The sequence below is a fragment of the Paenibacillus sp. FSL H8-0282 genome (genome assembly GCF_037963825.1).
Lineage (GTDB): Bacteria > Bacillota > Bacilli > Paenibacillales > Paenibacillaceae > Paenibacillus_AQ > Paenibacillus_AQ odorifer.
The window spans coordinates 1,196,422-1,209,315 of sequence record NZ_CP150146.1 but is presented as its reverse complement, the minus strand read 5'-3'; the positions used below and the strand labels follow the sequence as shown (position 1 = coordinate 1,209,315).

Genomic DNA, 12,894 nt, shown 5'->3' with positions numbered 1-12,894 from the left:
TAGCTCATACGTTCAGCTTCATAGCTTACTTAACCAAACTGGACAAGGATAAACTACGATCTTTGAATTGTCTGCAATTCCGAGTTAATATTCCTTCTAAAATATGCTGTATAATAAAAGTAAGCGGGTACAACTACCCTAGATCAACTCTATAGAAGAAAGAGAAGGAATCATCCATGGCGATATTTAACTATAATTCTGAGCGTCCCTTCCGAGGCAATCCCGACCTGCATCTCCATTACTGGGGGCGGGAGCAGTGTCTTCCCGGGCATTTTTTTGGGCCTGGGGTCCGTGACGTATATAAGATACATTTTATCCATGCAGGAACAGGTGAAGTTACTGTGGGTGAACAGACCCATTATCTTAAACCAGGACAAGCTTTTCTCACCTATCCGCATATCGTAACTGCCTACACAGCAGACATAGCAAATCCATGGGCCTATTCTTGGGTAGCTTTTACCGGGGAGCAGGTTGATTATATTTTGGCCAAAACCGCCTTGTCACCTGAGCACCCGATCTTTCCAATGGATGAACAGCTTATGCCGAAATTATACGAGCTCCTGACACAAGCAGCTGAAGCTTCGGACAGTCTGGATCTACCTCTAAAAGCAATTATGTATGAGTTCTTTTCTCTGTTACTTCGAGCGGTGCCAGCAGTTCCAGATGTACTTCCTTTACCACGTCAAAAGAGTATTTACGTCGAGCAATGCCTGCACTTTTTGCATACACATTATTGTGAAAATATTTCGGTTGAGATGATGTCCTCTTCGCTCAAGCTGGATCGCAAATATTTATCCTCCTTGTTCAAACGGACAATAGGTATGCCACCCCAGCAGTATTTATTAAATTTCCGCATCGCTAAGGCGTGCGAGTTGCTGACAGAGACCCTATGCACGATTGGTGAAATCTCACGTTCTGTGGGCTATCAGGACCCCTTACTCTTTTCGCGGATGTTCAAGAAGGTGAAAGGTTGTTCGCCAAAAGAATACCGTAGCCGTCATCTCGAAAATGACATTGTACTATAAACTTCTTCCTTGCTGACATACGTTTGTCCGCGATCTTTCGCTACAATAAGGACGTAACGTACTAAGTAATAAGTGTTTATAGGAGGAATAAATCATGTATAACGCAAGCGCTACCAGATATGACAATATGAAATATAATCGCACCGGAAAGAGCGGTCTACTCCTGCCAGCGATCTCGCTTGGTCTATGGCATAACTTTGGCGGCAACGACTTATTTGAGAATGGCCGCGCCATGGTAAGAAGAGCTTTTGATCTTGGAATCACTCATTTTGACCTTGCCAATAATTACGGTCCACCCGCAGGCTCCGCCGAAGAAAGTTTTGGCCAAATTCTTAAAAAGGATCTGACCCCTTATCGTGATGAGATGGTTATCTCTACTAAAGCTGGTTATTATATGTGGGCTGGTCCTTATGGTGAATGGGGCTCCAAAAAATATCTCGTCTCCAGCCTAGATCAAAGCTTAAAACGTATGGGACTGGATTATGTTGATATTTTTTATCACCACCGCCCAGATCCAAATACACCACTGGAAGAAACAATGGCTGCGCTGGACCTCGTGGTACGCCAAGGTAAAGCGTTGTATGTCGGGATTTCGAATTACGGACCTGAACAAACACGCGAAGCGGCACAAATTCTGCGTCGACTTGGCACGCCATGCCTGATTCATCAGCCAAACTATTCCATGATGTCCCGCTGGATTGAAGATGGCTTGCAGGATGTATTGTCTGAAGAAGGCATCGGCTCCATTGTGTTCTCCCCGCTACAAGGTGGCATACTAACCGATCGCTATCTAAACGGAATCGCTCCTGATTCCCGTGCCGCTGGCCCAAGTGTATTCCTGTCTGAGAATGCCATTACCGAAGAGGCGATCGGCAAGGTTCGCAAACTGAACGAGGTTGCTGCTGCACGTGGACAAAAAATGTCTCAGCTAGCGTTATCTTGGGTACTCCGTGGAGGCAAAGTAACTTCTGCATTGATCGGCGCAAGTAAGGTAAGCCAGATTGAAGACGCCGTCGCTTCCTTAAATGCCCCAGAGCTTAGCGCTGAGGAGCTAGAGCAAATTGAGGCAATTCTGCGGGGATAAAGCTTAGTTATAACAGCAAAGACCAATGAGGTCAGGCAGCTTAAAGCTGCTCTGGCATTTCATTGGTCTTCTTTTTTATAGATTAGAGTTAATTGCTCACCCAAATATCTGCGTGATGTACACCATGATCAATAATCCAAAAATAAAAGAATACGTCGAAGGCCGCTCATAACCATGGCCATGACTCTCCGGAATCAGCTCCTTGTAGACGATAAAGAGCATAGCTCCGGCTGCAAAAGCGAGACCATAACCCACAACATTATGCAGGTAACTGGCAGTAAAATACCCGATCACCGCAGATACCATCTCCATTAAGCCGGTAAGCGTAACGATTCCTAAGGCTTTTAGCTTGCTAGTTCGCGAATTCATCAGAAAGACCGCAAGAATCAAACCTTCCGGCATATTCTGTGCGCCAATGGCAATCGCCACGGTAGGACCTAAACTGGCCTGTTCGCTGGCATAACTGAAACCTGTACTGAGGCCTTCTGGTATGTTGTGGATGAACAGCGCAATCATAACAAGCAGCGCTTTTGAATCCATATTGGTATAACCGGGCTTATTCTCCACATCGATATGCGGGATGTTATTTTCAATTAAATCAAGCAGCAGCACTCCGGTAATCAAGCCCAAGGTTAAAGCGATGATCCCCGATTCTTTGATCGATTGCGGCATGAGTCCAAACGTGGAGGCGGACACCATAATCCCCGCAGTGAAGGCTACGAGGATATCTTTCCACTTCTCGGATAACCTCTTCACGAACAGGATCGGAAATGCTCCAAGAACGGTAGCCATTGCCGATACAAAGCTGCCAATAAGCGCAGATTCCAAACCTTCAACTCCTTTGGTACAAGTCGGATAGACCAACATATGTTTCAGAAAAAATAATTATTACTTTTTCATACATTTTCGAATGGTCCAATATAGTATGGATCATATCATAAAAGACCTCCCCTAGGTTCGGTTCATACCCTAAGGAGGTCTTTGTCTCACATATCATTATGCAACTCGGTTACACCAGCTTCTTCCGGATCTTGCCGGAAATCAAATCAATAATTGTGATCATCGCAATGATACCTAGCAGTATAATCCCCACGCGGTCCCAATTCCGTGAACTGAGCGCGAAGATTAACGGTGTGCCGATCCCCCCTGCTCCAATCACACCTAGAATCGTAGCCGAACGAACGTTAATTTCGAATCTATATAAGGTATAGGATAAGAATCCCGGCAGCACCTGCGGCAACACCGCAAACCACAATACCTGCATGCGGCTGGCACCAGAAGAAATTAAAGCTTCGAGTGGACCGTTGTCGATATTCTCAATCTCATCCGCGAACAATTTGCCGAGCATGCCCACCGAATGTAGTCCCAGAGCCAGCACACCTGCAAAAGAACCCGGTCCAACAGCTTTGATAAATAACAAAGCCATAATAATCTCAGGGAAGGTTCGTATAAAGCTCAACATCAGCTTGCCGGAACCTGAAATTACCTTTCCCTTGCTCATGTTAACTGCAGCCCAAAATGCAAAAGGAATACATAAAAAGGTCGAGATAAAAGTGCCTAGGATTGAAATAGCTAACGTCTCGAGCAATCCCCGCAGGAGATCCTCCCCATCTGGTAAATAAACGAAGGCCCAGTCAGGTGAGAATATCCCGGCAAAAATTGCTTTAGTAATGATCCCGGCGGTTTCTTTGAATCCATTAAACGGCACTCCCGAAAAAGCCCAAATATATAACGCGGCTAGGGCTACATAAATCAGCCAACGAAAACGATTTTTACGGGGTTTAGGGACAAGGGTATTCCATGATTTACTCATATTAATTTCTCCCGCAGCTTAGTGCTTACATAATCAATAATCAGTACTACTGCTAATGTGAACAAGATGATGGTGCAAGTCTTATCGTATTCCAAAAAGCCTAGGGTGACTTCATAATAGTGGCCGATCCCACCCGCTCCTACCAGACCTAAAACCGCCGCAGCACGAACATTAATCTCGAAGGCATATAGGACATAAGACATAAAATGAGCCTGTACCTGTGGAATGACTCCGAACATAATGCGTTGAATCTTATTAGCCCCCACTGAAGTCATTGCTTCCAAAGGTCCTTGATCAATCGTCTCCATCGTTTCATAGGTAAGCTTGGCGATCAGCCCCAACGAAAATATCGTCAATGCAAATATCCCAGGAAGCGCACCGAGGCCGAAAATAGCCACAAAGATAGAAGCCAACAGCAGATCGGGAATCGTACGGATCAGGTTCAGCAGCATACGGACCGGATAATGAAGCCAACGGCTATGCGTAATATTGCTTGCACACAACAGCGCAACCGGAACCGCAAGAATGGCACCAAACGTTGTGCCAACCAGCGCCATCCGGATCGTCTCCAGCATCGCATCTATAATGTTGTCAAAATACCCCCAGTTCGGGGGAAACATTTCCTTAAGCAAATCAAGCATATTCGGCAGACCGGAGATCAGCTCCCCGAAGGATGAATCGGTTAAGACAGCACTTCTCCACAGTAATACTACTAATATAATGGCTGTGAAATAATGTTTTATCTTCCTTGGCGGTTTGGGATGTAGCTTCTCTGCATTCACACTCATCTCACACGCCTCCGAGTACAGGCTCACCTAACAACTCATCCTGATGAATCGGTCTGCCGTAAATCTCAGCAAACCTCTCATCGGTTGCCTCTGATACAGGACCATCGAAGACAACCTCTCCTGCCCGGAGCCCGATAATCCGGGTAGCGTATTCTCTAGCCAGATCAATAAAATGCAAATTCACAATGGTTGTAATCCCGAGTTCCATATTAATCTTCTTTAGATCATCCATAACCTGCTTGGTTGTGAGCGGATCTAGTGAAGCTACAGGTTCATCTGCGAGGATAATCTGTGCCTCCTGCGCAAGAACACGGGCAATAGCTACACGTTGCTGCTGACCTCCAGATAGCTGATCTGCACGTGTATAGGCCTTCTCGGCGATATTTACCCGATCAAGGGATTCGAAGGCTAAATCGATATCCTTTTGTGGGAATCTGCCAAGTATCGTCCGCAGTGTGGAATGATAGCCCACCCGTCCTGCCAAAACATTACGAAGCACCGTCGTACGTTTCACTAAGTTGAAGCTTTGAAAGATCATTCCGATATTCCTACGGATCATTCGTAGCCGGCTTCCTTTTGCATTCGTGATGGACTGCCCGTTAATAAGAATATTACCTTCGGAAATATCATGAAGCCGGTTAATGGAACGCAGCAAGGTCGACTTCCCTGCTCCCGAAAGACCAACAATAGCTACAAATTCTCCGGCTGGAATGGTCAGGTTAATGTTGTTTAATCCTTTGGTTCCGTTTAGATACGTTTTGGATACATTACGAAGCTCTATCATGAAATCATCCCTTTATGTGTTTTCGTATATTCGTATAAAAGAGATAGCCAGATCCGGGGGGGAATCCGGAGCTGGCTATCCTTAATGCCTGTTATACACCAACATCGTTGTATCCTTGAACGGCCTGTTCTACTCTGTTTTTACTTTACTGTTGTATTCGCGAACAATGTCAAAGTTGCTGTCTTGTGATTTCACATAACCTTCATGAGAGTAAATGTCTTTGATAATCTCATGGCCTTCTGTGTCAGCTGCGATATCAATGAATGCCTGCTGGATTTTTTCTATCCATTCTTTATTCATATCTGAACGGACCGAAATCGTATCGTTAGGAATTTTATCAGTAAAGGCGAGAACTTGAGTATCTTCAAATACTTTTGGATAATCCTTAACGACCGTGTTCCGGGCATCTTGGAAAATAGCTGCTGCATCTACGTCACCATTCAGCACAGCAAGCACGCCTTGATCATGACCTTTAACCGTAATGGCTTGTACATCCTTCAACGGATCAAGTCCTGCATCCATTAGTGTTGCAGCCGGCCATACAAAACCTGCTGAGGATGTAACGTTTTGATAGGCAATTTTTTTACCTTTCAAATCGGCAACCGATTTGATCGCAGAATCCTTCTTGACGATAATCATAGATTTATAGAAATCCGCTAATTCATCTGTTGGACCACCGGTTTCATCATTTACACCAAAACGTTGAGCCTGAAGAATAACCTCAGCTGCTCCTTTTTCTTTAGCTAACACGTAAGCAGTTGGAGGAAGGAAACCTACATCCACTTTTTTAGAGGCCATAGCTTCGATAACGGTGTTGTAATCAGTAGAGACACTTACTTCTACAGGAATACCGAGCTTGTCACCCAGTAATTTTTCAAGAGGTTTCGCTTTAGCTTCGAGCGTATCTGCATTTTGAGAAGGAACAAATTGTACAGTAAGCTTCTCTGGAACATAACCCTCTGCTACAGGAGCTGCCGTTTCCTTCGGTGCATTTGCCCCGTCCGTCGATCCTTGGTTTGCATTATTTGTAGTGTTGTTAGCGCCACAACCACTAAGCAATGTAATAGACATCATTAGCGGCAATACGAATTTACTGATTTTTCTCAAACGAAAGACCTCCACTGTTTTCTATTTTTATTTTTGAGTACTTCTAAACTATAGATGTGTTTTATTAAATCAATAGCAACCAAGCATCAAATATATGTAAAATTTATTCCAATCTCTTAAAGTTACCAAATTATCTGCTAGAATGAGGTCTGAACTTATTATCAGGAGGAGCTACCTATGAATAAAGAGAATTCAATAACCTGTGAAATCCTCGTAACAAGTGATCTACATGGACATTTTGGGCCCGTCGATTACCGCACGGGGGAGAAACGACCAGCAGGCTTAGCAACAATTGCTACCCTCATTAAACAAGAAAGATCCCATACTCCTGAGCTGATCCTTATAGATAACGGTGATCTTATTCAAGGCACACCGTTAACTTATTATACAGCTACACATTATAGTAATGAGCTGAATCCGGGCATAGCTGCACTAAATGAATTGAAATATGACGCTGCAATTATTGGCAACCATGAATTCAATTTTGGCAAAACTCTGCTGAATAAAGCCGTTCAGGATTCCCGCTTTCCTTGGTTATCAGCTGGAATTATAGATAACACGACAAATCAACCCGCCTTTGGTAAACCCTATATCATCAAATGGGTAGATAAAATCAAAGTAGCCGTTCTAGGGGTTACGACGCATTACATCCCCCACTGGGAGAACCCTAGCCATATTGAAGGGCTTCAATTTGAGGATTCGCTAGAGACTGTAAAGCATTGGTGTGCCATTATACGGGCAGAAGAGCAGCCTGATCTGCTCGTTGTAGCTTACCACGGCGGATTCGAACGCGATCTAAGCAGTGGAGAACCTGTAGAAAGACTAACGGGGGAGAATCAAGCCTACGCCATGTGTACAGAGGTAGAGGGCATAGATGTGCTAATTACCGGACATCAGCACCGCTCCATAGCTGGGGAGTTGAACGGTGTTACAATCATACAACCTGGTTGTAATGGACTTTCCCTCGGTAAAATTTCGGTTATTTTCCAAAAAGAAAATACACACTGGAAGATTCAGCGTAAACATGCCGAGCTCCTTAACGCTAATGAGACAACAGCTGCAGATGATGTAATCCTAGAGCTGAACAGGACTCTTGAATCAGAAACACAAACTTGGCTGGATGAGAGAATAGGAACGGTTATCGGGGACCTGTCTATTTCCAGTGCTGATGAATGCCGCTTAGCTGACCACCCTTTTATAGAATTTATGAATAAGGTACAAATGGAGGCTACTGGCGTAGATATTTCTACAGCAGCCTTACTCAGTAACGATTGCAAGGGTTTCAGCGAAACCATCACACGCAGAGACATTTTATCGAACTTCATTTATCCCAACACCTTAACCGTCCTAAGACTGACAGGACAAGATATTAGAGAGGCCTTAGAACAAACCGCTAACTATTTCCAACAAGACGAAAACGGAATAATAATCGTTAACCCCGCCTACATCGAGCCTAAACCGCAGCATTACAATTATGATATGTGGGAAGGAATACAATACGAGCTTGATACCGCTAGACCTGCAGGCGAAAGAGTCCTCCATCTGCTGTACCAAGGACAGCCTATAGAGGACTCTAAAGAATATGAGGTTGTTATGAACAATTATAGAGCCAGCGGTGGCGGAGATTATGAGATGTATAAGGGTAAACCGATTGTTCAAGAAATTATGATCGACATATCTGAAATTGTCACGGACTACATTGAAAAGCATGGCCAAATTGAAGCTACCTGTGACCATAATTGGAGAGTTGTTTAGGCTTTAGCGATGAACACCCCAATGTCGCTCTCTATTAGCTTCAATGCACTTCTCCAGAAGTCGATGGAGTGAACATCTAGATCCATTGTTTTTGCTACATCAACAATATTATGTTTGCTGGTATCCCTAAGGAACTGGCGATACTTAGGGGCGAACTCTTCGCCCCTCTTTAAATATTCCGCGTACAGTCCTTTAGAGAATAACAAACCAAAGGAATACGGGAAATTCAAAAATTCATTACTAGCCATAAAATATCCAGCTTTGTTCATCCACATGTACGGATGGATTGTACCCGGGTCAATGCCCTCACCATAGGCTTCCACCATACAGGCAATCATCAATTCATTTAGCTCTTGAACAGACAGCGGGCCTAATGCTCTTCTCTCATATAATTTGATCTCAAATAAATAACGGGCATAAAAGTCTACAAGATAATAACCGGCATCAGAAATACTTCTCTCCAGAATAAGCAGAGCTTCCTTCTCCGTTGAATTTGTAATTATGGCATGGTTCACTATCGTCTCACAAAAAATCGAAGCCGTTTCAGCAATCGGAATCGGGTAATCCGTATTCAGCATCGTTTCATTAGCCAGACAGGAGCTATGATAGGCATGGCCGAGCTCATGTGCAAGGATACTAATATCTATGGCATTTCCGGTGAACTGGGTCATAATTCTGCTCTCGCCAATCGGAAAAATATCAATGCAAAGTCCATACCCCCCTTTGCCTGATCTAGGTTCTGCATCAATCCATTGCTGATCAAAAGCCTTCTGAGCAAAACAAGACAGTTCCTCACTAAAGGTTGCGAAGCTCGAGAAGATTGTATCTTTGGCGTTAGCGTATGTAATTTTCCCGTTTTCTACACCGACTGGTGCAAAAATATCGTAAAAAGGCAGCTTTGCCGGATGTCCCAGCAGCTCGGCTTTCTTTTGATAATAGGTATGAAAGGCTGGCAGGCTCTCCCGAAGAGCAGTGAGCATAGCGGCTAAAGTCTCACTGTCCATTCTCGAAGCGATTAACACTTTTTCCAAAGAAGATTGATAACCCCGCATGCCATAAATCGTCAGCGCCTCACCACTAATGCCATTTAAGCTGGCTGCGCAGACCTCAGCAATACGACTACAGGCTTCTGCCTCCGCTTCATAAGCAGCTTTTCTTAAGCTGGCATTATTCTCATAAGCCATACTTCTTAGCTCCGCAAGTGTCACTTGTCTAGTTTCCCCATCTACCACTAAATCTGCAAGTGCACTTGAAGTCCTCTCCATATACAGTCTGCTCCATGCTTTGGATCCTGTACTCTGCATTTTGGCTATGGCCATTTCAAGTTCTTCGCTTAACTCATAGCGGGATTGTAACAGGAGTTCTCGCAAATAAAATTGATGCTCCATTAGATAAGGTGAGCTAACGATAAGCTCATCCATATGATCACAAGTGCTAAACCAGCGCTTAAAAGCCACAACTACCCCGATGATTTCTGAATTGGCCTCCTCAATATCATCAGCAAGATTCATGGCTTCCTCGGAGCCACGATCTGCGCTGAGTGTTAACTCTGCATAAGCTAACAAGCATACATATATGCTTTTATAATCATTATAAATTCTTAAAAAGCCCTCCACAGGCATGGTTGTAACGTCTTTTACTTTCAAATGGTGCTCAGCCCACCGCTTTAAATCTTGTATATGCTGGTCCAGTAGCTTGCGATCCCTTTTTAACTGCTCCGATTCAAAGGAAGGATATAAATTATCTAAGTTCCATGTCATATTCATTCGCAAATCTCTCCCCCTTCGATTCCTATTCTTCTAAGCATAATCCATACCACCAGAAAAGTGCATCGACATAATGTACTTCTTCTCTTCATACACAAAAAAAGGACCCTGCCAACGTCCGGCAGGGTCAAAGTCTATATTATAAGGGGGTTATGTGATTACTATAACCCTCTTAGCTTAAAATAATATGAATAGCAGATAAAGATTGGCTTAATCTCCGAACCCTATTGACTTAAGGTTGAAGGATTCACTCTAGCCTTGTTAATCTGAATTCCCACATACACGATAAGGAACAACACCATAAACCCAGCCGAATAACGATACATTATCCCATAATCAGTTGCTGCCGAGATTGCCCCCAGAATAATGGCTCCGCTGGCTACACCCAAATCCGTTGAATTATAAAACATACTGTTGGCCATACCATATTGTGCAGGTGTTGAGGTGCGAAGCATCCAAGCCTGGATCGTTGGCTGAATAGCACCGAAACCAAGTCCATATAGCAGTGCAGAAACGATGAGCATTGGCATAGAGGTCGTATAAGAAAGCACAGTTAAGCTTGCAACGACGCAAACCGCCGCCGGAATTAGGACAGAAGCTGGTCCTCTTTTATCAAATAATCTGCCGGAGATAGGTCTTATAATGATGATCGTAACCGCATTAAATAAAAAGAACAAACCCACTTGCTCCAGATGAACTGATTCGCCGAATAAAGCGATAAAGCTTAGCAATCCCCCGTAGGTAATTGCCAACATGACATTTAGAATGGCGGGCAATACTAACTTTGTATTAAACGGAACCTTGAGAGGTTTGGTGGATTCGCTTTGAGTTGGGGTAGGCTTTTTTTTCGGTTGAGCTGGAAGTGAACGAGAAAATAAAAGTACTGGAAAAGCAAGAAGTAAAGTTACCATACCGATCATAGCCAGTGTTCCAAAACCCGATTGTTTCATCACATTCAAACCAATCATTGGACCAATCGACATCGCCAGACTGGTAGATAAACCGAAATAACCTATCCCTTCACCCATTCTTTTGCTTGGAATAATCTGTGAAACAATCGTTGGGATAATCGTGCTGGCAATCCCGAATCCAATCCCATAGCCCACACGCATCAGCAGCAGTGATCCGATAGAATCTGCTACAACATAAAGGCCGGTAATAGCGGCGGCAATTGCTAAGCCAATATATAATAATACATTGCGGCTAACCTTCCGCATCAGAAAAGCGGTCATAAAACGTGAAGCGATCGCAGTTAATGCAAAGACGCTGGTAACGAGGCTGACCATGATATCTCCGGCCTGAAATTCGCTTTTTACGTAAGACGGAAATGAAGATAACAACATCTGTAAATTCATAAATAAAAATAAAGCACTAATCGTTAAAGCAATAAAAGATTTGGTCCATAATTTCGTACGTAGTTCTTGTTGTTCTAACATAACTTGCCTTCCTACTCTCCATCTGTTATTTGATCTACATGATTGTTTATTCTTAGCAGCAATTCCATGAGCAACTCATATTCCTTACTAGAAATACAGTTCATAATCTCTTCTGTCACCTTATCTTCAATAGGAACGGTTTCCTTCACCAGAGACCTTCCTTTTTCCGTAATATAGACTTTAAAAGAACGCCGATCGTTCTCACCGGTTCTTTTATAGATCAGTCCCTTTCCTTCCAAATGATCCAGAATTCGCGTTGTAGTTGGCTTATCCTTACCAGAGCGCTTAGCAATGTCCTTCTGAATCAAACCTTCCGTTCTGTCAATATGAAAAAGGACTGACCATTGCTCCGGTGTTATATCATGTTCTTTCAGCCCACTTTGAAATAACATGCTTAATTTACGATAAGTCGTGCCCATCATAAATCCTAACGTAAGCTCGGATTGGTTATGCTTTGTCGTCATGATCGTATCCCTTCTCAATTAACACTGTTTTAATAGTTGCTTAAACAATTATATTCCTAACAACTAATTTTGTAAAGGTGAAGCAAAGCTATAAACTAACTATTATAAAGTTGCTTGACAAAGCACACTATGTGCGATATTATTATCTCATATTAAAGATACTTAACTTAAAGACAACCAGAGTTTACTACTCTTTTGATAATAATTTTTAAAGGTTGTGTAATTGATGGGATTCCTAGACAAACTATTTGGTAGAACAAAAATTGAGGAGGAACAAACAATGTCAAAATTAAACATCGGTATTATTCTCGGAAGTACTCGTCAAGGTCGTTTAAGCCCGCAAGTAGGAGAATGGGTTAAAAAGATTGCGGATGCACGCGGGGATGCTAATTATGAGATCATAGATATTGCAGATTTCAAGCTTCCACTATTGGGTGAGGCTGATGCAACTGAACAAGCAACAGCATGGAACACTAAACTTGCTACACTAGACGGTTTCGTATTTATCGTACAAGAATATAACCACAGTATTTCTGCATCACTGAAAAATGCGCTCGATTATGCCCGTGAAGCTTGGAATAATAAAGCAGCAGGTATCGTAAGTTATGGTTCCGTAGGGGGCGCTCGTGCAGCTGAACATCTACGCGGAATCTTGGGAGAACTATCTGTAGCAGACGTTCGTGTACACCCTGCATTGTCACTGTTCACTGATTTCGAGAACGGAACTGTGTTTAAACCAGCGGATCTGCATCTTACCAATCTTAATGGGATGCTGGATCAAGTCTTGGCTTGGAGTGGCGCATTGAAAACTCTACGTTAAGATAGCGCCTTACCCCTCTGTTATGTTATGAAGTACACCCTTTAGAATAGAC

Annotated in this window: 12 protein-coding genes; 4 read left to right on the top strand and 8 right to left on the bottom strand. The window is 43.3% G+C overall.

The genetic code is table 11. From position 1 onward, the window contains the following. The first annotated feature begins 176 nt into the window (after positions 1–176). Together NST94_RS05165 and NST94_RS05160 are read left to right on the top strand one after the other, a co-directional pair. Entirely contained in the window at positions 177–1,025 is an 849-nt protein-coding gene (locus tag NST94_RS05165; protein WP_339281742.1) for an AraC family transcriptional regulator, read from the top strand. A 91-nt stretch (positions 1,026–1,116) separates the two neighbouring features. Continuing rightward, on the top strand, positions 1,117–2,109 hold the full coding sequence (locus NST94_RS05160) for an aldo/keto reductase (RefSeq protein WP_076130623.1): 993 nt from the start codon (positions 1,117–1,119) through the stop codon (positions 2,107–2,109). Between the two features lie 96 nt (positions 2,110–2,205). Here NST94_RS05160 and NST94_RS05155 read toward each other — a convergent pair whose 3' ends face one another. The 5 genes from NST94_RS05155 to NST94_RS05135 all read right to left on the bottom strand — a co-directional run bounded on the left by NST94_RS05155 (position 2,206) and on the right by NST94_RS05135 (position 6,601). Then, on the bottom strand, positions 2,206–2,937 hold the full coding sequence (locus tag NST94_RS05155; protein ID WP_036676473.1) for a ZIP family metal transporter: 732 nt from the start codon (positions 2,935–2,937) through the stop codon (positions 2,206–2,208). A 181-nt stretch (positions 2,938–3,118) separates the two neighbouring features. After that, the gene (gene phnE / locus NST94_RS05150) at positions 3,119–3,922 is read right to left on the bottom strand and encodes a phosphonate ABC transporter, permease protein PhnE (RefSeq protein WP_036676480.1); all 804 of its coding nucleotides are present in this window, start codon (positions 3,920–3,922) and stop codon (positions 3,119–3,121) included. After that, positions 3,919–4,710: a phosphonate ABC transporter, permease protein PhnE gene (phnE, locus tag NST94_RS05145; RefSeq protein WP_339281741.1), complete on the bottom strand. Its 792-nt coding sequence runs from the start codon at positions 4,708–4,710 to the stop codon at positions 3,919–3,921. Before phnE (NST94_RS05145) ends, phnE (NST94_RS05150) begins: the two co-directional genes overlap by 4 nt. A gap of 1 nt (position 4,711) precedes the next feature. Then, positions 4,712–5,494 carry a phosphonate ABC transporter ATP-binding protein gene (gene phnC, locus NST94_RS05140; protein WP_038568965.1) on the bottom strand — a complete coding sequence of 261 codons (783 nt, stop codon included), beginning with the start codon at positions 5,492–5,494 and terminating at the stop codon, positions 4,712–4,714. Between the two features lie 129 nt (positions 5,495–5,623). Continuing rightward, on the bottom strand, positions 5,624–6,601 hold the full coding sequence (locus NST94_RS05135; RefSeq protein ID WP_038568963.1) for a phosphate/phosphite/phosphonate ABC transporter substrate-binding protein: 978 nt from the start codon (positions 6,599–6,601) through the stop codon (positions 5,624–5,626). Positions 6,602–6,778: 177 nt separating this feature from the next. On the opposite strand from NST94_RS05135, the gene NST94_RS05130 reads away from it, so the two are divergent. After that, positions 6,779–8,356 (top strand): bifunctional UDP-sugar hydrolase/5'-nucleotidase, encoded by a 1,578-nt coding sequence (locus tag NST94_RS05130; protein ID WP_339281740.1) that lies wholly within the window; start codon positions 6,779–6,781, stop codon positions 8,354–8,356. On the opposite strand, the gene NST94_RS05125 is transcribed toward NST94_RS05130, so the two are convergent. The 3 genes from NST94_RS05125 to NST94_RS05115 form a co-directional block, all read right to left on the bottom strand. Continuing rightward, positions 8,353–10,122: a M3 family oligoendopeptidase gene (locus NST94_RS05125; protein WP_339281739.1), complete on the bottom strand. Its 1,770-nt coding sequence runs from the start codon at positions 10,120–10,122 to the stop codon at positions 8,353–8,355. The two genes, NST94_RS05130 and NST94_RS05125, sit on opposite strands and share 4 nt — an antisense overlap. A 224-nt stretch (positions 10,123–10,346) precedes the next feature. Further along, positions 10,347–11,558 (bottom strand): MFS transporter, encoded by a 1,212-nt coding sequence (locus tag NST94_RS05120; RefSeq protein WP_076130619.1) that lies wholly within the window; start codon positions 11,556–11,558, stop codon positions 10,347–10,349. Positions 11,559–11,569: 11 nt separating this feature from the next. Next, on the bottom strand, positions 11,570–12,022 hold the full coding sequence (locus NST94_RS05115) for a MarR family transcriptional regulator (RefSeq protein ID WP_036676493.1): 453 nt from the start codon (positions 12,020–12,022) through the stop codon (positions 11,570–11,572). 280 nt (positions 12,023–12,302) lie between these two features. On the opposite strand from NST94_RS05115, the gene NST94_RS05110 reads away from it, so the two are divergent. Next, on the top strand, positions 12,303–12,842 hold the full coding sequence (locus tag NST94_RS05110) for an NADPH-dependent FMN reductase (RefSeq protein ID WP_036676495.1): 540 nt from the start codon (positions 12,303–12,305) through the stop codon (positions 12,840–12,842). Positions 12,843–12,894: the final 52 nt, after the last annotated feature.